Annotated in this window: 18 protein-coding genes; 11 read left to right on the forward strand and 7 right to left on the reverse strand. The window is 66.2% G+C overall.

Annotated features, from left to right (window positions below; all coding sequences use genetic code 11):
* From ABXH26_RS19445 to ABXH26_RS19455, 3 genes are all read left to right on the forward strand, one after another.
* Positions 1 to 756, forward strand: a 756-nt coding sequence (locus ABXH26_RS19445) for an integron integrase (RefSeq protein WP_353568772.1), incomplete at its 5' end; no start/stop codon positions are given.
* Positions 757 to 1,014: 258 nt separating this feature from the next.
* Positions 1,015 to 1,509 (forward strand): hypothetical protein, encoded by a 495-nt coding sequence (locus tag ABXH26_RS19450; protein ID WP_353568773.1) that lies wholly within the window; start codon positions 1,015 to 1,017, stop codon positions 1,507 to 1,509.
* A gap of 100 nt (positions 1,510 to 1,609) precedes the next feature.
* A complete protein-coding gene (locus ABXH26_RS19455) occupies positions 1,610 to 1,897 on the forward strand; it encodes a hypothetical protein (protein ID WP_353568774.1) in 288 nt (95 codons plus the stop codon).
* Between the two features lie 170 nt (positions 1,898 to 2,067).
* Here ABXH26_RS19455 and ABXH26_RS19460 read toward each other — a convergent pair whose 3' ends face one another.
* Together ABXH26_RS19460 and ABXH26_RS19465 are read right to left on the reverse strand one after the other, a co-directional pair.
* Positions 2,068 to 2,292, reverse strand: a complete 225-nt coding sequence (locus ABXH26_RS19460; RefSeq protein WP_353568775.1) for a hypothetical protein — start codon at positions 2,290 to 2,292, stop codon at positions 2,068 to 2,070.
* 170 nt (positions 2,293 to 2,462) lie between these two features.
* Positions 2,463 to 3,932, reverse strand: a complete 1,470-nt coding sequence (locus tag ABXH26_RS19465) for a PLP-dependent transferase (protein WP_353568776.1) — start codon at positions 3,930 to 3,932, stop codon at positions 2,463 to 2,465.
* A 313-nt stretch (positions 3,933 to 4,245) separates the two neighbouring features.
* Here ABXH26_RS19465 and ABXH26_RS19470 point away from each other — a divergent pair, with 313 nt between their 5' ends.
* The 5 genes from ABXH26_RS19470 to hemW are packed head-to-tail and all read left to right on the forward strand — an operon-like array spanning position 4,246 to position 11,993.
* Positions 4,246 to 7,776, forward strand: a complete 3,531-nt coding sequence (locus ABXH26_RS19470; RefSeq protein ID WP_353568777.1) for a hypothetical protein — start codon at positions 4,246 to 4,248, stop codon at positions 7,774 to 7,776.
* 20 nt (positions 7,777 to 7,796) lie between these two features.
* Positions 7,797 to 8,510, forward strand: coding sequence for a hypothetical protein (locus ABXH26_RS19475; RefSeq protein WP_353568778.1), 714 nt, complete (start codon positions 7,797 to 7,799; stop codon positions 8,508 to 8,510).
* A gap of 55 nt (positions 8,511 to 8,565) precedes the next feature.
* Positions 8,566 to 10,152, forward strand: a complete 1,587-nt coding sequence (locus ABXH26_RS19480; RefSeq protein ID WP_353568779.1) for a S8 family peptidase — start codon at positions 8,566 to 8,568, stop codon at positions 10,150 to 10,152.
* Positions 10,118 to 10,909: a hypothetical protein gene (locus tag ABXH26_RS19485; RefSeq protein ID WP_353568780.1), complete on the forward strand. Its 792-nt coding sequence runs from the start codon at positions 10,118 to 10,120 to the stop codon at positions 10,907 to 10,909. Before ABXH26_RS19480 ends, ABXH26_RS19485 begins: the two co-directional genes overlap by 35 nt.
* Before the next feature lies 1 nt (position 10,910).
* Positions 10,911 to 11,993 (forward strand): radical SAM family heme chaperone HemW, encoded by a 1,083-nt coding sequence (gene hemW / locus ABXH26_RS19490; RefSeq protein WP_353568781.1) that lies wholly within the window; start codon positions 10,911 to 10,913, stop codon positions 11,991 to 11,993.
* Between the two features lie 65 nt (positions 11,994 to 12,058).
* On the opposite strand, the gene ABXH26_RS19495 is transcribed toward hemW, so the two are convergent.
* From ABXH26_RS19495 to ABXH26_RS19515, 5 genes are all read right to left on the reverse strand, one after another.
* Entirely contained in the window at positions 12,059 to 12,754 is a 696-nt protein-coding gene (locus ABXH26_RS19495; protein WP_353568782.1) for a PEP-CTERM sorting domain-containing protein, read from the reverse strand.
* A 38-nt stretch (positions 12,755 to 12,792) separates the two neighbouring features.
* Positions 12,793 to 15,291: a LamG-like jellyroll fold domain-containing protein gene (locus ABXH26_RS19500; RefSeq protein ID WP_353568783.1), complete on the reverse strand. Its 2,499-nt coding sequence runs from the start codon at positions 15,289 to 15,291 to the stop codon at positions 12,793 to 12,795.
* Positions 15,200 to 16,954 (reverse strand): hypothetical protein, encoded by a 1,755-nt coding sequence (locus ABXH26_RS19505; RefSeq protein WP_353568784.1) that lies wholly within the window; start codon positions 16,952 to 16,954, stop codon positions 15,200 to 15,202. Before ABXH26_RS19505 ends, ABXH26_RS19500 begins: the two co-directional genes overlap by 92 nt.
* Before the next feature lie 97 nt (positions 16,955 to 17,051).
* Positions 17,052 to 17,687, reverse strand: coding sequence for a response regulator (locus tag ABXH26_RS19510; protein WP_353568785.1), 636 nt, complete (start codon positions 17,685 to 17,687; stop codon positions 17,052 to 17,054).
* Positions 17,684 to 20,716 (reverse strand): sensor histidine kinase, encoded by a 3,033-nt coding sequence (locus ABXH26_RS19515; RefSeq protein WP_353568786.1) that lies wholly within the window; start codon positions 20,714 to 20,716, stop codon positions 17,684 to 17,686. Before ABXH26_RS19515 ends, ABXH26_RS19510 begins: the two co-directional genes overlap by 4 nt.
* 135 nt (positions 20,717 to 20,851) lie before the next feature.
* On the opposite strand from ABXH26_RS19515, the gene ABXH26_RS19520 reads away from it, so the two are divergent.
* From ABXH26_RS19520 to ABXH26_RS19530, 3 genes are all read left to right on the forward strand, one after another.
* The gene (locus ABXH26_RS19520) at positions 20,852 to 21,331 is read left to right on the forward strand and encodes a rhodanese-like domain-containing protein (protein WP_353568787.1); all 480 of its coding nucleotides are present in this window, start codon (positions 20,852 to 20,854) and stop codon (positions 21,329 to 21,331) included.
* 140 nt (positions 21,332 to 21,471) lie between these two features.
* Positions 21,472 to 22,074, forward strand: coding sequence for a CHRD domain-containing protein (locus ABXH26_RS19525; RefSeq protein WP_353568788.1), 603 nt, complete (start codon positions 21,472 to 21,474; stop codon positions 22,072 to 22,074).
* Positions 22,075 to 22,224: 150 nt separating this feature from the next.
* Positions 22,225 to 23,223 (forward strand): DUF3500 domain-containing protein, encoded by a 999-nt coding sequence (locus ABXH26_RS19530; protein ID WP_353568789.1) that lies wholly within the window; start codon positions 22,225 to 22,227, stop codon positions 23,221 to 23,223.
* The last annotated feature ends 13 nt before the right edge of the window (positions 23,224 to 23,236 follow it).

Raw genomic sequence — 23,236 nt, forward strand, 5'->3', positions numbered from 1 at the left:
CAAGCGCTCAATGCGCTGGTGTTCCTGTTCCGGGAGGTGCTGAAGCAGCCTTTCGAGGGGGTCGAGGCGGTGAGAGCGCGGCGACCCCACCGTCTGCCGGTGGTGTTGGACCGGGAGGAAGTCAGGCATCTGTTGGCGGTAGTGCCTGAAGGGACGCCGAGATGCCTGGTGGGGCTCCTCTATGGCTGCGGCCTGAGGGTTTCGGAAGGTTTGAGGTTGCGGGTGAAGGACGTCGATTTCGGCAACGGGCTGGTGTGGGTGAGGCAGGCGAAGGGCAAGAAGGACCGGTGCATCGCGATGCCGAAGAGGCTGGCGGACGGCCTCCGGCGTCAGGTGGCGAGGGCGCGACTGATGTATGAGGAGGACCGGTCGTCCGGCGGGTCCCGGGTCCACGTGGATGAGTCGCTGGACCGCCGCTACGGAGGAAAACTTTCGCGCAGCTGGGAATGGTACTGGGTGTTTCCGACGGCCCAGCGGGCGGAGGACCCCCGCGATGGGGATCTGAAGCGGCACCATCTGCTGGAAGGAGCGGTGAGCCAATGGCTGTCGAAGGCCGTCAAAAGGGCGGGAATCGCCAAAAAGGTCTCGGCCCACACGCTGAGGCACAGTTTTGCCACCCATTTGCTCCAGAAGGGCACGAACCTGCGGGCGATCCAGGAGGCGCTCGGACACTCCAGCGTGAAGACGACGGAGATCTACACTCACGTGGTCCATGCGATGGAGGGAAGGGCGGCCAGCCCCTTGGACGATTTGTAAGGTAAGCATCGGCAGCCTCAACAGGCTGTACGGCGGTGCGGCCATTCGTGGTCGGTCGAAGCCGCAGGCGACATCGGTTCCGAACTCCACTCCTTCCGTGGCCCCTTCCGGCTCTGTCCGGCTCCCGACGGGCTCCGACACGACTCCCGAGCGCTCCGACACGACTCCCGAGCGCTTCGACACGGCGTTCGATGGCTTTCGACCCGATGCAGCGCTCGAAAGCTTGGCAGCGGGTTCACGAGCGCACGAGCGTCCCCCATGCTGCCGGAGGCAACGACTCGATTGAAGGAGAGTGATTTCAGCGAAGAATGGGACGCTCCGGACGAGAAAAGAGACGCCCTCGCCGGGAAAAGGGACACCCTCGCCGAGAAAAGGGACGCCCTCGCCGGGAAAAGGGACGCCCTCGCCGGGAAAAGAGACGCCCTCGCCGGGAAAAGAGACGCCCTCGCTGGGAAAAGAGACGCCCTCGCTGGGAAAAGAGACGCCAACGGCGCGAGAGGAGACGCTTCGGACGTGAGGGGGAATGCCTTGGGCGAGGTCAGCTTGTTTTTATTGACCCTCCAGCTCACCGAATCGGGAGGGGACTCCCCGACTTTGGAGACTCGCCGCAAGTTTCTCCTGCCCGCCGCCATCGAGGTAGCGGCCGAACCGGCAGTCCTCGGGCATTCCTCCGTGGCAGCCGGGGGCGCCTTCCTCCCACCGTTGAGCCGGCGTTCAAGCAAGGATCGCGATAAAGGGAAATTGTTAGGATGACGGTCCGCCGAAGAGATTCCTAGTAACGGGGCGAATGGAACTCCCCCCCGACATTGAATCGACGTTGACCCCCGGAAGGTATCACCGGGCCAAGATCCTCATGGATGACCGGTCCAGCTGGGCGTGGCTCGAACGAACTCCGGATACTATCGAGCTTTTCCTAACAGCTGGGTCCGACGCGGAGTCGAGCGGTCCTGGGGGGCGGGTTTCGCTCACGCGGGATGAAATCGACCTGATCCGCTATGTCGGTCATGACGAGACGCCCTACTTCGTGCTCTGGGGCGTGCTCTTCACTTTGAATGACGATCTGAATCTGGATCGAGGTGAGCCCTCCGGCTCGGGCGCCCTGGGAGGCGAAACGCCGGATGGCGAGGACTTCTTTTCGTGAAGTGGGACCGGGAAACAGGACGGCTCCCGCCCAGGCCCGATCGCTCCCTCCGCATGCCGTCCCGCCGGCCTTGGGCTGTCATCGGCCGCCCCCAAAAGAGCGGGCCCCGAAGGGCATGGGCATCCGAGGGTTCGCCTTTCGATCGGTTGCGAGCCAAGCCGGCAGCCGGCTCAGGCGGCGATCTCGTAATGCTCGGCAATCTGGCGGAAGATCCGGTCGCGGCGCTCGCGGGCTTGGTCCACGTCGCGGGTCTTCAGGGAAAAACGCAGGCGCTCGGCAGTGGCATCGGGCTTGTGAACCGTGAGGTGGCACCACCAGACACCGCGATTGTTCCAAAGGTGGTGGTTGGGGTTGTCATGATTCACTCGGAGGGCGAGCTTCGCTTTGCGTTTCATGAGGTCTTTTCGACAAAGATGATGGGCTTGGGCAGCGAACCTCGATTTCAAGCACCGGACGGCGCGCCGACTTTTGAAGTGGATTCGATCCCTCCATCCCAAACAAGGAAAAAGCCCCCTTCGAATGCGCACGCATTGACCAATCCAACGCACGACCTCCGGCAGGCCGGTTAGATCGCCTCCAGGGCCGTCGTGAAGGCCTGCGCGAGGGTCTCCGGATCCTCCTGACCGCAGGAGACACGGATCAGCGTCTCGGGGACCCCACAGCCCTCGGCCCAGTCGCGCTCGTGGTAATGGGCCAGCATCACATACGGGGAAACCAGGGTGAACGGAGTGCCGAAGCTCGGGCCCTTGGACACGGCCAGGGAGTTGAAAAACCTGGCCGTTTTTTTCGGCAGCTTGAGCTTGAAGGAAAACAGGCCACCGAAGCCGCCGTCCGGTTGCATCACCGCCTGGTAACGCTCGCGGGTGGTGATGCTGGGATGCCACACGGTTTCCACCGCCGGGTGGTCGGCCAGCAACTCGACCAGGCGCAGGGCGGACTCGTTGGGCCGCTCCATCCGCGCCTTGTAGCCTTTCATGTTGGCCAGCAGCACCTGGAGGTCGCCCACATAGAGCGGCGCGCCCTCCGCAGCCTCGCGTGCCAGCGCTTCCTGGAAGTCGCTGGCGAAGGGAGAATCCTCGCGAACAATCGTCGCTCCGGCCATCACGTCCCCGGCTCCCGAGATCCACTTGGTCAGGCTGGCGGTCACCACGTCCGCCCAGGGAAGCACCTTCACGTTGTGGGGGCCGACGGCCGAGTCGTCGATGATGAGCGGGGTGCCGCCCTCGCGACAGGCCTCGGCCACCGCCGGCAGATTGGGACAGCGAAGAAGCGGATTGCTGGGCACCTCGGTGAAAACCCCGGCGAACTCGCCCTTGCGGATCCGTCGCAGCGCCTCATCGAAGGACTCCCCCTCCGTCTGCTGGAGAAACACCACGCCGGAGCCGAACAGCTCCTGCACCTTGAGCGAATCCACGTAGGGAAACTCCAACTGCAGCGTCTTTCTGCCATCGGCCGCCCCCGGCAGCGTCCGCATGGCCGCCATCACCGCGGACATGCCCGACGCGAAGACGGACACCTGCTCGGGCTGGCAGCCGTAGAGCGTGGCCAGCCGGCGGCGGACCAGATAGCCCTTGTTGCCGCTCTTGATGCCGCCGTTCAGGAAATCCTCGGCAGCCCGGCTACTGACCAGCTCGCCGGTGAAGCGCTGGTAATCGTTGGCAGCTTGAATGGCAGCCTCCGGCACCACCACGGCGTGGAACGGCTCGTAGCCCACCGAGCGCACCGCGGCACCGGCCTGTCGCTCGATCCAGCGCTGGGCCCGCTGGGCGGCGACGCGGGTCGGGAAAAGAAACACCGACCCGCCGGATTCACCGATCGCCTGGGCAGCTTCGGCAGTCAGGCGTGAGACCAGGGGATTGCGGACGAAGCGCGGATATCCGGCCCGCAGCCGTCGCATCACCTTGTCCCGTTTTTCCTCATACCCGACCACCGAGGGCCAGGTCGGCAAGGCCACCGAGCATGCATGCACGGAATCCGGCAACGGCAGGCCGAGGTCCGCCTCCGTCCACGCCGGATCTTTTTGAAAGTCACGCATGACCGCCGATGCTTGGGGCCCAACCGCGTCGCGGGCAAGCGGTAATTGGGACGTGGGGAGTCCGCATATCTTCAACCGGATTTCCCCTCCGGAGGTGGCCCTTCGCCGCGGTCGAGAGCTTCTGCGCCGGGAATCGCCTCCTCGGAGCCTTTTCTCCGACATGGCCACCGAAAACCTCCCGCTATGGGGAGGTTACAAAATCAGGCGGCTAACCCATATTTGGTAATGACCTAGTATTCACTAAAACCCCCCGGGCGCCTGTAGTCTGCCCGGTGATTCCAGCTGCGACTCCGGCGGCAGCACCCGATGACCCATGAAATTCAAACCCAACCCATTCCACGGATTTCGTTGCCTCGCCCGGCAGGCGCGTGGCTTCGCTTTAATCATCACGATCAGCCTGATGGTGCTGCTGAGCCTGCTCGCCGTGGGGCTGCTGACGCTTTCCTCGATCTCGCTGCGCGGTTCGTCTTCGGGTGATGCCATGCAGGAGGCGCGGACCAATGCCCGGATGGCCCTGGCCCTCGCGATCGGCCAGCTCCAGAAGGAAGCCGGTCGCGACGACCGCATCACCGCGCCCGCCCCTCTGACCAGCGAGTATTTTCCGCTGGGCGTCACCGGCGTGTGGGATGCCTGGGAGCGGGGCGACCTGGTCGAGGCCCCCGACGACAAGGAATCCCGCTTCAAGGCGTGGCTGACTTCCGGGGCCTACGTGGATTCCAGCGCAGCCCCCTCTTCCTCGCGGCCGCCGATCCCGCCCGAGGAGGATGAAAACGCGGTCACCCTGCTGGGCGAGAATGCCCTCGGCGAGATTCCGGGCCGTGAAGCGGAACTCCGGCGCCAGCAACTCCGCGCCTATCCGATCGGCGTTTCCTCCGGCACGACGCGCGGAAGGCTGGCTTGGATGACGGTCGATGAAAGCGTGAAGGCCCGCTTCGATCTCGAGGACCAGGACGAGTTGACCCAAGGCACTTCGCTTGCCCGCAAGGTCAGCCGCGCCGCCGCGCCGAGCCGGCTCGGGGTGTTCGCCTTGGACTACCTTTCCGAACTCCGGCCGGACGACCAACTGGCCAACCGCCTGGCCAGCTTCGACACCGCGGTGATGGGCACCCAGATCGAGCAACTTCGCTCCTACCGCCCGGATCTCACCCCGTGGTCGGTTTCCCTGATGACCGACCCCGTGGACGGCGGCTTCAAGCAGGACTTCAGCACGCTGGCCTCGGAGGGCGAGGATGTGGTGGCGGAAATGGGCACGCTCTATGACCAGGCCGGACTCCCCAGCAACGTGGCCGATCCCCGGATGCGCACGCTGGCGGAGTATCACAATCTCTATCAGCACGTCGGCGAATCCACCACCTACGCCCGGCGCGTGGCGAGCGGGGAGATGGGAGCCACCCTGCCCCGCAGCCACCGGCCCTACACCGTGGCCGGCAGCCGGCTGCGGATGGGCGCGGCGGCCGCTCCGGATGGACAGGTGCTGATGCCCAGCATCGTGCGGGTGGACATGATCTTCTCCCTCGTCGCCCGCGATCCCCATGGCAGATGGGCCACGGACCATCGGGCCGCCGGGCGGCAGTACATGCTGCACCTGCTGTATCTGCCGGTGGTGACCATCCACAACCCCTATGACATCCCGCTGGTGTTCGATTCGATGAACATCTCTTTCAAGGACGTGCCGATCGGCTTCAAGTTTTACATCAACAATCGCGCGATGACGAACGAGCTGCTTCCGCTCAACAACCTTTACATCGATTTCGCCAACTCCAACAGCACCAAGACTTTCGGCATGGACTTCAAGTCCGACCTCAGCGGTCGCACCCAGCCGATCCGGCTCGAGCCCGGGCAGACGCGGCTTTTCGGCACGCCGGGGGTTTCACCCGACTGGACCTGGAATGACGAATCCGCGGGATCGGGCAAAGATGGAGCGGCCTTGTTCGATTGGAGGAACGACAAAACCGTCGACTTCGACATCCTGCCGCGACTCATCACGCAATCGACCACATCCGGCGCGGGTTTCGATGTCGATTGGCTGGCCGGCCGCAGCAAGACCGCCGCGGCCGCCAACAGCACCGTGGATGGCACCATCGGGCTGAAGGTGAGTGACCGCATCAGCGTCGAGTGGGGTCCCGTGTCGCAACCGGACAACGAATTTTCGGTCCAGATGACGCTCAACAACCGGCCGGCCGGCATTTTCCGGCTCCAGTACGGCAACGAGGCGCGGCTGAAGGAAATCGTCGAGGAAGGCACTTCGGTCCGCTATCCCGACGAACGCTCGTTCCCGGCGATGTATCCGGATCCCGACAACGACCCGCCGTTGATCGCCCGTGATATCTATGAGCGCAGTGGTGAAACGATGGCCGACTACGTGCGGGCGCGGCCGTTCGCCCTGTTCAGCTTTTCCGGCAAGACCACCGTCGAGTCCTTCGTCCCCGCCCGACCCTACGCCGACTCTTCGACCGGGAACTTTTTCGCCGACATCGACCTTTCCCGCGGCAAGGAGGCACCCGGCGACCAGCCCTACGAGCTGGTGATGATGCCGATCCAGGCCGGCACCTCGGTCATCGAGGAAAACCGCGCCGAGGAGGAGGGCTACTTTTTCGGCGGAAACGGCAGCCTTTACGGGTCGCCGCGCGCCACCTTTTACGAGGTCCCGCGGGCTCCGCTGCAGTCGCTGGCGCAGTTCCGCCACGCCAACCTGGCGAACTCCGGCGTCCACCCCTTCATGACCTACACGGTGGGCGAGTCATGGGCCCATCCGGAGATTCCGACCGACCAACTCCGCTCGAACCAGACCTCCTCCGGCGTTGGCGCGCTCGATCACACCTACTTGTGCAACACCGCGCTGTGGGACCATTTCTTCCTTTCCACGATGTGCGACTACGATGGCGATGCCTTCAGCTCGGAATCGCGTGATGCGGAGACCGTGCGCCAGGAATTCTTCGAGGGCAAAGGCGAGCTCCTCAACCCGCGGTTCGTCTCGCTGGTGTCCAAGGAGGAAGCGGGCAAGGCGGCGAAGAGCCTCGAAGGCAGGGACGGCCCGCGGACGGCCGGCCGATACCTCGGCCTCGCGGGCGGCTTCAACGTCAACTCCACCTCGGTCGACGCCTGGATGGCGCTGCTTTCCTCGCTGCGGGAAACCCAGATCGCCTGCCAGGAAAAGCCGCTGGTGGACACCGGCGCGCTCACCCCCTTCCCGCGCGTGCGCTACCCTGCTGGAACCGCCGTCGACGGCCAGGGCAGCGACCCCACCTTCGGCTCCGCCCACGAACCGCTGTGGCAGGGCTTCCGCCAGATCGATCACGACCATCTCCGCGAACTCGCCGAGAACCTCGTCGATCAGGTCCGCGAGCGCGGCCCCTTCCTCTCGCTTTCGGAATTTGTGAACCGTCGCCTCGGGCCCTCCGGGGATGAAGCCTCGCTGCGGGGAGCCATCGCCTCGGCCATCGAAAAAACCGACATCAACCACATCGCGGAGGGCGAAGGCATCGAGCTCGCCCAGGGCAACCTCGGCGAGCACGACTGGGCGAGCCCGGGTGCCGTCCTCGGCTCCAACACCGTCGGGGCTCCGTGTTCCCTGACCCAGGGCGACGTCCTTACGGCCCTCGGCTCGCAGCTCACCGTCCGCGGCGATACCTTCGTCGTGCGCGCTTACGGGGAGTCCGATGCGAAGACGGGCCAGCCCCGCGCCCGCGCCTGGTGCGAGGCCGTCGTGCAGCGGATGCCCGACTTCGTCGATCCGTCCGACACCCCCGAAACCCGTTTCGACGAGCTCTCCGAGGTCAACGAAACCTTTGGCCGGCGTTTTGAAATGCGCTCCTTCCGCTGGCTCGCCCCCGGCGAGATCTGACAGGCCATCATCCCGATTTCATGAAAAAACCCGCCCTTCCCGGTCTCACCGCCGCCTTCCTCCTGGCCACCCTGTCGTCCCTGTCCGCCCAATCGACCCGCCAAGTCGCCTTCCGCACCCTGTGTCTCCAATACGTCGATGACCTCAAGAGCGCGCTCGCGCCCGTGAAAAAGGCCGACGCGGCCGAAGTGCGGCTTTTCACCGGCGGCTTCAGCCCGGTCTATACCGGCCAATTCCAGGGCGGCACCGCGGCCTTGTTCGTCGATGACCCCTCGGCCAAGGAGGGCAAGCGGCCGATCGCCCAGGGCAAGCTCGGCAGCAGCGACCGCCAGCTTTTCCTGATCCTGCCCGACCCGCAGAAAAAGCTGCCCTACCGGATCTACTGCATGGATGACGACACGGCGAGCTTCCCGATGGGCACCGTGCGCTTCCTCAACCTCGCTCCCTACGAGGCCCGCCTCGAGCTGGCCGGTGCCAAGATGCCCGAGGTGAAGCCCGGCGGCTCGAAGACCTACCCGCGCGTCACCGCCATCGACGAGTGGAAGATGTATCAGGCCCGCATCGAGTTCAAAAAGCCGGACGGCTCCTGGGCGACCATTTCCAGCCCGTCATGGAAATCCTCCGTGCGCAAGCGGGACCTCGTGATCCCGACCATCGATCCCGCCACCAAGCGGCCCAAGATCTACAACTACCAGGACATCCCGCCGTGGCTCGAGGCTCCGCCCGAGGAGTGAGGAAAGTTCGGGGTTGCCCGCGACCCTCGGCGCGGCGAGAGGTTTCACGTCCCGTATGAACCGCCCGCGCCTCGCCATCCTGATCGTCGCCGTCGTCCTGATCGGAGGATTGGCGGGCTACTGGGTGGCCCACAGCGCCGCGCGGCCCGCGGTGGAGGCCGCGTCCACGGACCCGCTGCCACCGGTGCCGCCCCGCCCGCGACCCGATAGCCCGGTGCGGGAGCCGAAAACGGAGCGCGGCCCCGGTGCCCGCTTCACCGAGGACAAGGAGGCGATCGATTCCGGTGCCATCGCCAACCAGCGCTCACTCACCTTCGCCTCCGCCGAGGCCATGGCGGATTTCCTGAAAAAGATCGAGGGCAAGGGTTTCGCGGTGCTCGACCGGATCGACGCGCTCAACACCCTGCGGGTCGGCTTTCTCAGCCTCGATGATCTCAAGGCCCTGCTCGACGGAAGCGAGCAGCTCGGCATGATTTTTCCCGCCTATATTCCCGGCCAGGGCACCGTGCAGGACGGCGCGGTCGGCTTCGGCGACCAATTTCTCGACTGGCTCGGCGTCGATGGCGACCGCTCCAAGTACGGCTCGCACGTGAAGGTCGCCGTGCTCGATACCGGCATCGCCCTCCTCGACCTGTTCGCCGGCGGGGTGCGGGCCACCAACTACGTCGAACTGCCCTCCGACCTCTCGCTGATGAACAGCCACGGCACCTCGGTGGCCTCGATCATCGCCAGCCAGCTCGGCCTCGCGCCCGATGCCCAGCTGCTCGACTACCGCGTGGCCAACGACAACGGCGTCTCCAACACCTTCACCCTTGCCAAGGCCGTCCTCGATGCCGTCAACAACGGCGCCAACATCATCAACATGTCGCTCGGCTCACGGGGCTTCAGCCTGGTGCTCGAGAACGCCCTCCAGGTGGCCTACGAGTCCGGCGTGGTGGTCGTCGTTTCCACCGGAAACGAAGGTCTCGACTCGGTTTCCTACCCGGCCTCCTCGGACTACACGGTGGCCGTCGGCGCGGTCGAAGCCCGCGGCGATCACCTCGATTTCTCGAACAGCGGCGCGGTCTCGATCGTGGCTCCCGGACTCGCCCTCCAGTCCTACGACCAGAATGGAGATCCGGTGTATTTCTCCGGCACCTCGGCCGCCGCGCCGACCGTCTCCGCCGCCATCGCGCTGGTGATGACGACCTTCAACGTCAACGCCGCGGAAGCCTGGCAGCTGATCTCGGCCAACGCCAACGAGACCGGCGCTCCCGGCTACGATGCCGACAACGGCGAGGGCATCCTCAACGTCGGCCGCACGCTCGACTCGAAGACCTCCGGCATCACCGACCTCGCCGTGGCCTCGAACTACGTCACCACCGACTCGCAGGGCAACCCGGTGGTCCAAGTCACCGTGGAAAACCGCGGCACCACCCCCGTCACCAACGCCCCGGTCAGCGTCACCACGCCCGCCGGCACCTCGCAGGCCAGCGCTTCCTACCTCGGCCCCGGTGACATCAAGACCTTCACTTTTCCGGTCGGCGCGAATGATGGCAACTATGCGATCCAGTCCTCGATTGCGGTTTCGGTTGGCATCGTCGACAGCAATCCGCAAGACAACCAGCGTGTCGATTCGTTCGCCTCTTCCCCTTCTCCTTAGCGCCCTGCTGCTGCTCGCGGCGATCGCCCGCGCCGACGATCGCTGGGCGCCGAACGCCGTCGCCGGTCCGGTCGACCAGCTCGATGTTTCCGGCAACGCCTGCGGTCCCGCCGCCCTGCTCGCCGCGATCCGCTGCGGGGACGGGAAATGGCGAGCCGTGGCCGAGAAAATTCCCGGCCGCTCCGACCGTTCCAAGCTCCTCTACATCATCAAGGCCCACGGCGTGCGCCCGTCCGCCTCGCTGCGCGGTCGCAACCGCTGGAGCCGGCACGGCATCAATGCCGAGGACCTCGCCGACGTCGCCGGCGAGCTGGCCGGCATCGGCGGCCTGCCCGCACCCCGCATCGAGAACCTGCTGCCCGGCCGCCGCGAGTCCGTGCCCAACACCCTGAAACGGCTGCACCGCCGTTTCCGCCAATCGCTGATCAACGGCCTGCCGCCCGTCATCAGCCTCCGCCGCTACGTGCTCCGCCACGGTGCCTGGGTCACGCTCGACTCCCACTTCGTCACCCTGGTCCAGGTTCCCGAAAAGCTCGCCGGCGGCGAAAAGCAGTTCACCCTGACCTACTTCGATCCCTGGGGCGGGAAAAAGCGCACCGCCACCTTGCGCGAGCCGGTGGTGCCGGTGCTCAGCCCGGATGGGCAACGCTCCGGAGCGCTCGAGTTCTTCGCGCCGGACGCCGATGTCGGCCGCGACAAAGCCCGCTCCGGCGAGCGCACGCTGCTCGTGCCCGCCATCGCCATCGGCCGCTGGTGACATGCTGCTCTATCTCCACATCCCCTTCTGCCACCGGGTCTGCCCCTACTGCTCGTTCCACAAGCACACCCCCGGCTCGACCCCGATTCCGCGCTTCATCGAGGCCGTGCTGGCCGAAGCCCGCGGGCGCATCGCCGATCCCGCGGCGGTCCGCACGCTCTACCTCGGCGGCGGCACGCCCTCGATGCTTTCCCCCTCGCACCTGCGGCAGTTGTTCGGCGGGTTGCGGGAAATCCTCGACTTTCCCGCCTTGGACGAAGTCACCATGGAGGCCAACCCCGCGACCTTCGACCTGTCCAAGGCCGGCCTCTTCCGCGAACTCGGCGTGCGCCGTGTTTCGCTGGGCATCCAGTCCTTCGAGCCCGAAGTCCTCCGCACCCTCGGCCGCGAGCACGATCCGGAGCAGGCCGCCGCCTCCGTCCGCCTCCTGCGCGAGGCCGGCATGCCCTCGGTCAACATCGACCTCATGTTCTCCGTGCCCGGACTTTCCCTCGATGGCTGGCGCCACACGCTGGAGACGGCGATCGACCTGAACCCCGACCACGTTTCCGCCTACAACCTGACCTACGAGGAGGACACCGCGTTTTTCCAGAGCCTCCAGCGCGGCGAGTTGGATGCCGACGAGGACCGCGATGCCGAGCAGTTCCACCTGGCCCACGCACTCCTGACCGCCGCCGGCTTCGAACACTACGAAACGAGCAACTATGCCCGGCCGGGCCATCGTTCCACCCACAATCACGGCTACTGGAACGGCGAGGACTACCTCGGCCTCGGCCCCTCATCCGTGTCGACCCTGGGCGGGATCCGGCACAACAACGTCAGCGATACCGACCGCTACCTGCGGATGGTCGAGTCCGTCGGTACCGCGGTGATCGAAAGCGAGGCACTCACCCCCGAACAGCTGCGCCTCGAGCGCCTCGCCCTGCTGCTGCGCACCGCCGAGGGCGTGCCGCTGGAAATCGTCCGCCCCGCCGATCCGGCGGACTTGGTCGAGCACGGTTTCGCCCGCTTGGAGAACCAGCGCCTCATCCTGACCACTGCCGGCGCGGCTTTGGTCGATCCCATCGCCGCGCAGCTTGCCTGAGTTAAAGCCGCCCCCGGGAGTTACCCCGGAAGCGGCTCTTTCAACCCAAGAAAAAAGCGCCGATTTCACGCTCGGCGACGACCCCCGGCCACCAGAGCACCGAGCCCCAGCATGCCAAGCATCGCGACGCCCGGTTCCGGCACCGCCGTGATGGTGAAGCCGGCCAGGGTCGAGCGTACCGGAAAGCTGTGCGAATCGAGCGTGATCGTCAGCTCATCATCGGTCAGCAGTCCGCTGGTGCCACTGCCGCGCAGGCCGCCCGAATCGTTGCCACCGACGTCCTCGAATGCACCGTTCCAAGTCCCGTTGCCACCGGCCAGGATCGGGACCATCGTGCCTGCCACGTTCACATCCTTGAACGACGTTCCATTGTCCGTGCTGGAGTAGATCGTGACTTGGTAGCCGGCCGCTGACTCAGACGTCATCCACGATTGAAGCCCGTGGACCGTCAGGGAGATGCCGTTGTCATTGAGGTAAATCCGGAACAGGCTGATCTCGGAATTCATGCCGTCGGTTCCGGTCCAGGATCCGGCCTGCCACCAGCCGTTGGCGGCGAGGTCGAGGGTCGCACCCGGCGTGCCGTTCAAGGCCAATCCGGTCACGTTGTCGGCATTGACGTCCGTCCAGATCGCTCCGAAGGAATCACCTCCCGCCTGTGCACCGGCGGAGTCGTTGTTGTTGAAGTTGACGCCGATAATGGTGGCTCCGGGAGCAGCCAACACCATCGCCAACAAGGCACTCAGCACGTTCGTGGTCTTCATGTGTTTTTTTAGGTTAGGGGGGGGAGTTTCGCGACCGGTCATTGGGACACCGAAACGCGGAGAAAAAGGTGGTCGACCGGCTCGCTGGAAGTGGCGGTGACTCCGACCTCGCCGGGGCCGCCGCCGACATTCGGGATGCTGACTGTCGGACCGTCCGGGGGGCCGTCCACCCCATCGCCGGCGTACCAGTTTTCGAGATCCATCGACCACTCGTAGCCGCCGGCCACGTCGCTCAGGGGGGGATTCGCCAGCGGATGGACGAAGGTCGTGATCGTCCCGTCGGTGGCGACTTGACGGACCGCACCGGAATTCCGCGAGCCGGGATCCGTGCCGAAAAAGCCCTCCAGCCCGTTGGACAGGCCGTCGCCATCCGGGTCGTCATCGAATCCGGTCATGCCCCCGACCTCGAAGCCTCCGATCCATGTGGCGAAGTCCTCGCTTTCCGGAACCGGCAGCAGGAAATCCGAGGCCGGATCGAAGGCCGCGCTGCCGGTCTGGAAAGCGATCTCGTCCAGCGTGCCATCGACGCCCCGCCCCTCGTAGCCGGCGCGGCCGAAGTAGCCGAAGCTGATCGTGGTGGGGTCCGGCGTGGTGAAGTGCCCGCCGGCCAGCGAGCCGAAGGGCACGCCGTTGATGTATCCGGTGAGAGTCGAGCTGCTGGCATCCCAGGCGTAGGCCAGGTGGACCTTCACCCCGCTCGGCGGCAGCGCGGTGAGCTGCTGGTGGCCGCTACTACCATCCCAGTAGAACATCTGCAGCACGTCGTCGTTGTCGTCGGTGCGCAGCCGCAGGTTGCAATCGCCCTGCACGTCCAGCACCACCGGCGCATAGCCGGTGCCGGTGGATTGATAGGTCAGCAAGGCCTCGACCACCCAGTTCTGCGTGGTCAGGTCGCCGAAGAAGCTGCCGTCGATGTCGAAGCCGTCGGAGCCGTTCTCGTTGCCGGCATTGATCACCGCCACGCCACCGTCGACCACCGGCGCGCCGCTTGCCTGGAAGGTGCCGCTGAGGTCGATCTCGTCCGGTCCCAGCGTGTATTCCGTGCCGGAAAGGGTGCCGTCGAAATGGATGAGCAACTGCGTTTCCAGCGACTCGGCCGAGGGCGTGGTGCCGCTGGCCACGTTGGAGAAATCCGAGTCGCCCGCCGCGTTGCTGGCGAAAATACGGTAATCATAGGAGGTGTCCGGCGTCAGCCCGCTGAGCTTGTCGGTGAAGAACGAACTTTCGGAGGGCGCGGTGCCCACGGTGGTCCAGGTGCCCGCGCCGGCCGGCGAGCGCTGGATGGTGAAGCCGGTCTCGGTTTCAAAGATGTCCGTCCAGATCAGGTCCACCTCATACGGCGAGTAGGGGGAGACGATGAGGTCATCCACCGCCAGGCCTGTCAGCGCGGAGGCAAAGGACTGCGCGGGCTCGCTCCAAGCCTCCAGGTCGGGCTCGGGCGCCGGGTTCACCGCGTGGAAGCGGTAGAAATAGACCGTGTCCGGCATGAGCCCGGTCATCGAGCCGGTCACCGTCCCGACCGGCTGCGCGCCGAGGGCGTTCGCGTTGGCCCAAGCCCCCTCGCCCTGATCGACGATGTCCCAGTAGAGCGTTACCTCGGCCGGGCTGGTGATCAGGCTCACGCTGGCCTCGGCCGTGGTCCCGGTGGCCGAGACCAGGGTCGATCCGGTCAATGACGGCTGCTCCGGCCCGGCGGGTTCGACGCCCGTGACGTCCGTCCACGTTTCGCCGAAGCGGATGGCATCCAGCTCACCCGAACCCTGGCCGTTCATCCACATCAGGAGCCGGGTGGCGACCATGGAGGTATCGACGGCGTAGCTCGCGCTCCAGGTCACGGCCGCGAGGTCGCCGGGGATGACGGAGTTTTCGGCGAAACGCTTGATCTCGATCAGGTCCTCGCCGCTGGCATGGGACGTGATCCGCCCGACCAGCAGGCCGTAGCCGTTGACGGTGTTTTTTCCCTCCAGGGCACGGATGCCGTAGACGCCGCTCTCGGTCGAACCGTCCAGAGTGCCGTGGGCGATGTAGGCCGAATTCCCCGCGCCGAGATCGGAGAGGCCGACCATCGAGGCATTGTTCCAACTGAAGCCGGCGCCGACGAATTCGTCCGCCGGTCCGCCGCCCGTCGCGAGGCCGATGCCCATGGCGGTATCGCCCGGATTGTTCAGACGGACGCTGAAATAGATCACCTGGTCGGCTCCGAAATCGATCGGGGTCGCCAGCGGCCGGGTGGCATAGATGTTGGTATCCCAGGAGTTGGTGTTGTTCCAGACACCGCCTGGCAGGCCGTCATCCGGTGGCAGACCGGGCAGGGTCGCGCCGACCACGTTGAAGTTGTTGGCGGTGAAGATGCCGGTGTTCTGGTTCACCGCCCACGTGTCGGTCAGCCCGACACTGCTGGTGGTGTCGCCGGCGCCGTCGAGACTGGCGTCTCCGGCGGAGATGTCATCGAACAGCTCCTGCACCAGCAGGGAGCCGTGAAGCGCCGGCGTCATCGCCGCCAGCGCGAGAAGTAGGGAGATTCCTGGTGTTTTCATCGGGTTTTCGGGGTTGGGGACGGAAATCGAAACGGATGGTTCCCCGGTGGTCGGCGACCTTGATCCGGGGCTGGTCGCCCACACGCGACACGGCGCTTTCGCCACAGCGGAGCTGGTAGGTGAAGCCCTGGTGGCGGTAGCCGATGGCGTGCGGCGAGACCTCCGAGACGGGGACCTGCTTCTCCGCCGACCAGGCCAGCTCCATGGCCCAGCGGTCGGGAGCACCGAGGCCCTTCAAATCGATCCGCAGGCTCTCGGGCTCGCATAGAATCACCAGCTTGCCACCGCCCTTCAGACCGCACTCGATCTGCAGCGTGTCGGCACCCTCGCCGGTCACCTTCGGCACGCCCTTGGTGCGCACCGGCTCGCCCTCCGCCACGGCGGAAAAGGAGGCCAGGTCGTCCGGCACGCTCCAGTGGAAGCCATCGAGCAATGGCAACGTGTCATAGTGGGCCACGATGTCTTCCGCGCGGGCATCGAGATATCTCTCGGGATAGTCCTCGTTGAAAAGATGCAGGTCGCGGATTTTCCAACGGTCTTTGTCCCAGTAGAAGTTCACTCGATAGCAACGGCTCTCATACCAGATGCTGCGCTTCGGCGCTCCGGTGGAGTCTTCGAGCGCGACCACCGAGGTCGCCGGGGTGCGCGGATAGGTCCTGCGGAACCAGCGGGCCGACTCGCCCAGGGTTTCCACCACGATGTCGCCCCGGTTGCGGCGCTTGGCGAGCTTGGCATATTGATCGATCAATCCTTCCGACATCGCGGGCCAGCCGAAGGAGTTCTCCTGGCCTGCCTGCATGTAGGAGAAGCCGAGGCTCGGCTGATCGAAGTTGGTGTCGAAAAACCAGTCCACCCATCCCGGATCGCCGCCGCCAGGGCGATAGATCGGCTCCAGGGTCACCACTCCCTGCCAGCTCGAGCCGATGCCCTGATCGTATTGGTGCACCGGATCGCTGCCGAGCATCCGGAACACCGGCACATCGAGCTGCCTTTCCGCACCCTGCGCCGGCATGTAGGCGTTGAGGCGGCTGGGATAGTAGGCCTGGTTCCAGTAGCCGCCCCACAGCGTGTAACCGTCGGTGCCGCTCTGATCCTTGCAGTTGCAGGCCGCCTCGATGCCATAACGGTCGTGAAGATAGTTCAAAGTGGGTGCATCGATCACCCAACAGCCCACGGACTTGGGGGTCCTGCCGAAGACCTCGGCGAACTTCGCCATGTAGACATCCATCAGCTTTTTCCGCTCCGCGACCTCGTAACCCTGGGTGAAGCCGACGTTCACGTGCCAGTCCCATGGATACCGTCCGCGCCACGGGATGCCCGCCGCCTCGGCCTGCGGCTGGACGACCTCCAGCCACGCGCCGATCTCGTCCTCGGGCCCCATCTCGCGCTTCAGCAGGTCGGTGAACTCCGGCTTGATCAACGCGTCGTACTGGATGAGCCAGGTTGTCGGCAGGTCGTGCTTCTTCGCCAGCGCGAGCTGCTCGCGGACCGGCTCCAGCAGATCGATCGCGGACCGCGGTTCCACCCCGCGGATGAAATTGATGAGGTTGACGACGTCCCGGTCGCCCTTTGCCGCGACGCCACCGGTCAGGGACGTCACCAAGGCGAGAGATAACAGCAGCTTCGCGGACCAGGATGCGGGTTTCCGGAAAAAAAGTCTCATGATACGGGTTCCGCGGCATCATGGGTCGCCGCGACACCATCGACCCTGCACGCGCCGTCACGCGCGTCCCACTACCTGTAGGGGTAGAAAGACCGGCCTATCCCCGGTTGCGGAACTTGATCGCCGCCTCGGTCCGCGAACGCACGTGGAGCTTCGAGTAGATCTTCTTGAGATGCCAGCGGACCGCTTCCACGGAGACGTTCAGCCGTGCCGCCGCCTCCTTGTTGCTCAGCCCGAAGGCCACCAGCTCCAGCACCTCCGTTTCCCTCCGGGTCAGCGTTTCGAGCTCCTCGCTCTGCTCCTTCTGCTCGCTGAAATAGTGGATCACCTTCAGCGCCACCTCGCCGCTCATCGCGCCCCGGCCCTGGTGGACATCGCGGATGGCGGAGACGACTTCCTCCGGTTCCGATCGTTTCAACAAATACCCGCTGGCCCCCGCCCGCAGGGCGCTGAAGATGCGGATGGGGTCTTCATAGACCGTGACCATGATGATCAGCACCTCGGGCAGCTGCTGCTTGAGCTGCACCACGCAATCGATGCCGGAAACACCCGGCAGCTGGATGTCCATCAGCACCACTTCCGGCTTCAGCTTGGGCAGGTATTTCAGCGCCTCCTCGCCCGACCCGCAGGCAGCCACGCATTCGAGGTCCGGCTCCAGGTCGATGATCGCCGCCAACGCTTCGCGCGTCGTCCGGCTGTCCTCCACCACCGCTACTCGGATCGTTGTCTTCATCTCGATTTCAGCGGGATTTCAAATCTCACCGTGGTGCCCTCCGCCATGACCGAGCGGATCCGGCAGTCGCCGCCGAGGGCGCGCATCCGGTCGCGCATGCCGGCCAGGCCGTGATGCTCCGGGGAGTCCCCAGCGGGGAAATCAAAGCCCGTCCCGTTGTCCGAGATCGAGACCACCACGAAGTCGCCCTCGATTTCAATGCTGACCTCGATCGCCGTCGCCTGCGAGTGGCGCACGACGTTGTTGAGCGCTTCCTTGAAGGCCAGCAGCAACGCATGCCGTCGGCGCGAGCCGAGCTGGCCGCCGCGCACCTCGCCGCCCTGGTGCAGGCGGCACTCGATCCCCGCCGGCGCGAGCATCCGCTGCGCCTGGAGCCACAGGTAGCTGGCGGCGTCGTCCACGGTGTCGTAGCTCGGATTGATCGCCCACACGATCTCATCCAGGCCGGAAACCAAGTCCTTCGCCAGCTGACGCAAGGTCCCGAGGTAGCCGTCCTTGTTTTCCTCCGGCACCTCGGAACGGCCGAGCAGCGCGCCGAGCATGCCGATCTCGGTCAGCCCGGCGCCGAGTTCGTCGTGGAGATCGCGCGCCACGCGGGCCCGTTCTTCCTCCAGCTTGCGCTGGGATTCCAGCTGCTCGCGTTCGTGGATCTCCACCGCCAGCTCGGCCGTCCGGCGGGCGACCAGCCGGTGCAGCACCATCGCCCAGGCGGCCACCAGGCCCAGGCCAGCCAGCAACGCGCCGGCGAGAATTGCCAGCCGCCGCGAGTTCCACCACGGCGGCCGCGCCAGCACCTCGATACCGCCGGCGTCGGCCAGCCGCAGCTCGAAGCCGGCGTTGTCGTCCGGACCCACCCCGAGGCCTCCGAAATACACGCCCGCCACCCGCACGCGGGAGTCGCGGGGCAAGGGACCGGTGCCCGGGACCGATGCCGGACCGGCGGCCATGAAGCGCAGCCCGCCGGCCTCCAACTCCAGGCGGCGCTCGCGCTGCTGGAGGGTATCGCTGACCACCTTCGCCTCCACCGCGATCATCTTTCCATCCAGGGCCTCGTCCCGCAGCGCGGACGCCGCCACCTCGCGGGGCGGCGGCAGGGCGCCGGCTGCCTGCACGCGCACCACGGCCTGCACCAGCAGCGGCGAAACCGGGCTCAAGCGGGGAAAACCCACCACCTCCACCAAGTCGCCCAGCCCGGCGGCAGAAGCTTCGGGGCTGTCGGCGCGCAGCACATGCTCGCCATCCGAAACCAACATCGCGCTCCCGCGCCGGGCCATCAGGCGGCCCCGCAGGCGGACCCGCTTCAGCGCGGTGGACTTGGTGGTGAACTGCCACAAGTCCGGGATTTTGATCCGCGGGATGGCCGCGATGCTCTCCGGCGCGGCTTCCACCACCGACATCGTGGCGTTTCCGAGAAAACACACGCCCGGATGGAGCCGGTCGGTCAGGGTATCCCAGAACGGCCCGAACACCCCGCGCATCCGGATCCGTGCCCCGATCAGCGACCGCCGCCCTTTCTCGTCCCGCAGCCCCTCCGCCAGCGGATAAAGGTGGGCCGCCCGGATCGTCACCACGCCCTCGTAAGTCAGCAGGTCCACGCCTTCATCGGTGGCATGGAGGATCACGCCCTCGATCTCCACCTGCTCCGCGTCCAGCGTGCCATTCAGGATCTCCTCCCAGGTCGGTCGACGCGGCTCGGGCAGCGCGCCGAACCCCAGCAGGGTCTCGTTTTCCGAAATGACGATCGGCGAAAAGTCGCCGCGCGAGGTGGCTCCCTCGATCCGCCAGCGCTCGCCCGGCACCGGAGTCGGGCTCAGGTTGCCATCGCCGCCAGCGAGGACGAAGATCCCGCCGCTTTCATCCTGCAGCACCAGCGACCGACTGTTCGCCATGGTCACCACGCCTTCCAGCCGGACCGGATGCGATCGATCCGCCTGCTCCGGCTGCAGCTCGCGCACCTCGAAGGCGCGGGTCAGCGGACCTCCGGATGGCTTCGCCGAGCCTTCGGCGGAAAGGGTCGACCCGCTGAGCAGGCAGATCCCGCCGGGGTAGGTCGCACCGCTCACCCGCAGCCGGGCACCGACCAGGTCCTCCGGCTCCAGGCCTGCCGCATCGAGCACCCGGGCCTCCTCCCGCGTCGAGTCCACCATCAGCTCCAGCCGCAGACCCGGGCCATCCCAGGCGGCGAAGGTCACCGTGCCGCGGCGGGTTTCCCAGGTGGAGGCCTTCCTTTTCCCGCCCGCCTCGACGGCAGGCGGGGCGATCTTTCTCCACCCCGCAAGCTGGCGGCCGAGCAGGACCTGCGCCCCGTCGTCGCAGCGCAGCCGCACCTGATAGACTCCCGGATTCCCGACCGGAAGCTCCCCGGTGAAACGCAGCGCCACCTGGTCACGGCCGGCGGCCGGGGTGGCATCGATCGTTTCCAATCCCTCCACCGCCACGCCGCCGCGGCGCGGGATTTCCGTGACCGAGATGATGTCGGGCACCTCATGGAGTTCGCAGCGCAGATCCGGAATCGACGGCTTCACCCAGTGCCCTCCGGGCGCGCGGATTTCGAACTCCAAGGCGGACGTCGCCTGACCGTTGAACCACTCGACCCTCAGCGGCTGAGGGCCGCGCCCGAGGAACACGCTGCCCGCCGCCGTCATCGGCGGATGCCGGCCATCGAGTTCAACCACAGGCCCCATGCCGCACTCGATCACGCCGCCCCGCAGCGAAAAGGAGCACAGGTGGAAATCGAGCTCGACGCCCTCGCCGGGTGCCAGCCCGTCCCAGGCATCGTCCGGCAGGTTCAGCCCGAGGATCGCTACCGACGATTCGTCCTCGAGGGCCAGCAGGCCCGCTTCGCGATCGAGATCGCGGACCATTCCGCGCAGGGTCACATTCACCGGCTCGGTCCGGCTGGCCTTCAACTGGCGCTGGAACGGGCCCAGCATGACCGGCAAACTCCATGCCGGCCCGGCCGCCAGGGCCATCGGGAGGATCCACCCGCAGATCAGGCGGCGCAGGGTTTCGGAAATTCTTGATCGCAAGGGATGGTCCAGCGTCCCGGATCAAGGCCCGCGCGGCCAGCAAGTTCTGTCGCCGCCGGCGCGGTTCTACCCAACCGGGTAGCGGCGACCACGCTCCCCCTCGACACCACCCGCGCGCGGGTCCAAGCTTCCGCCATGAACAAGTCCGGCCCGATCGCCGCCGCCTGCACGTTGCTGCTGGCAGGATGTCTTCCCCCTCCTCCGCCGGTGCCGAAAACGACACCCATCCCCTACCCCAGCCGCGACACGCGAAAAGTCTCCCATCCGGCCCCGCGCGCCGGCCGGCTGAGCGTCATCGATCTCTCCAGCTTCTTCGAACTCCAACAGACTGGCTCGCTGCTTGTTTACGATGTGCGCCCCGGCTTCGTGCAGGCCTTCGGCACCATCCCCGGAGCGATTTCGTGGCCGAAGGGTCACTATGACGCCGCGCTCGCCACGCATCGCGCCGAGATCCGCGCCGCGGAAAAGGCCGGCAAACGCGTGGTGTTCTACTGCACCGATGCCGACTGCCCGGACGCCCGGGCCGTGGCCAGCCGCGTGGCCGCGCTCGGGCACGATGTTTCCATCCTCGAAGGCGGATACGCCGACTGGAAGGCCTCCGGCCTCGGCGATTGAGCCGGCCCACCGGAAAAATGCGGTTTTTTCCCCTGCGCAGGCATCCGACCTCCGGGGAGCGGCGTTGTTTTCCGTGATGCGCGCCTTTTTTCGTCCCATCGGGGGGACGGCGAAGGGTCGCATCCAACCAACACCGACTTATGAAACATCTGCCATCCCAATCGCTCCGAGTTCTCGCTTTCGCCGGCCTGCTCGGTGCCGGCTCCACCGCCGGAGCCGCCGTCATCCAGCTCGATTTCATGGGCACCGCCGGCACCGGGCTGCTGCCCGGAAATGAAAACCCGGCCGCGGTTTCGCCCGCCTTCGGTTCGGAAATCGGAGCCGGTCTCTTCTACGACGACACCTCCAACACCCTGACCCTGAACTACACCTTCGAGAGCCTGACCGGAGGCATCGATACCAGCATCGCTTCCGGCATGCACCTTCACGACGCCGGCGCCGGCAGTCCTTTCACCCAGAACGGCGGCATCGTGTTCAACCTCAACTCGGGCATCGACACCAACGTCGCCCTGACCACACCCCTGATCGCCAACGGCGCCACCTCGGGCACCGTTTCCGGCACCATCAGCCTCAGCGAGGCCCAGGAGGCCGCCCTGCTCGACAGCCGCTTCTACCTGAACATCCACTCCGCTTCGTTCGGTGGCGGCGAGTTGCGGGCGAACCTGGTGCCCGTCCCGGAGCCGTCCACCATTCTGCTCGGAGCCTTGGCTGGTCTCGGATTCCTGCGCCGCCGGCGGCGTTGATCCGGCCCATCGGGAGCTTTGGGGAACGCGGGGAGCCGCGGGGGAGTGAAACATTCAGACGGCGGCCCGCGTTCCCCTCCCCTGCCTTCGCCCCGCCGGGCGGGAGGCGATTTACGGCATCCGCCGTAGCTGGAAACCGTCGCCACCGCCATGCTCCGATCCCTGCTTACCTTCCTCGCCCTCACCGTCATTCTCCCGGCCGCGCCGCCGGACCGGACCGCGCTCGAAACGGCCGCACGAAAGGTCCTGACCGAGCTTGACGGCTCGGGCCGGGCGCAGGCCTTCGTCCCCTTCGCCGACGCCGAGCGGGAGAACTGGCACTACACGCCGCGGGAGCGGCGCGGTGTGCCGCTCAAGTCGATGACCGAGTCGCAGAAGGCGGCCACCCTGGCGCTCGTCCGCCAGCTGCTCTCGGAAAAGGGTGCCCTCAAGGCGACCCAGATCCTCACGCTCGAGAGCGTGCTCGCCGAGCTGGAGAACAACCCCGGCTATCGGGATCCCGGCAAATACACCCTTACCCTTTTCGGCAATCCGGCCGCTGACCAGGATTGGGGCTTTCGTTTCGAAGGCCACCACCTGTCGCTCAACCTCACCTTCGCCGGCGACGGCTTCTCCGTGACGCCCTCCTTTTTCGGCGCCAACCCCGCCGAAGTCCCCCGCGGTGCGCACGAGGGCCTGCGGGTCCTCGCGGCCGAGGAGGATCTCGCCCGGGCGCTCGCCGTTTCGCTCCGCGAAAAAAACCTGCCGGTGATCTTCGACCAGCGAGCCCCCGCCGAAATCCTCACCGGTGAGGAGCGCGTGGCCAAGCCGCTGAAGGAGGTCGGCGTGGCGGCCGCGGAAATGTCCGCCAGCCAGCGCGACGCCCTGCTCGAGCTGATCCGCGAATACACCGGCCGCTATCGGGAAGACCTCGCCCGGGCCGACATGGAGCGGATCGAAAAAGCGGGCATCGAAAAGATCCACTTCGGCTGGGCCGGCTCGCTCGAGCGCGGGCAAGCGTATTACTATCGCATTCAGGGTCCGACCTTCGTGATGGAAGCCGCCAACACCCAGAACGATGCCAACCACATCCACACGGTATGGCGCGACTTCGAGCACGACTTCGGCCGCGACCTGCTGCGTGAGCACTATCACGACCACGACCACTGAACCGACGGTGCCA

It is taken from the genome of Haloferula sargassicola (assembly GCF_040362925.1).
Taxonomy (GTDB): Bacteria; Verrucomicrobiota; Verrucomicrobiia; order Verrucomicrobiales; family Akkermansiaceae; genus Haloferula; species Haloferula sargassicola.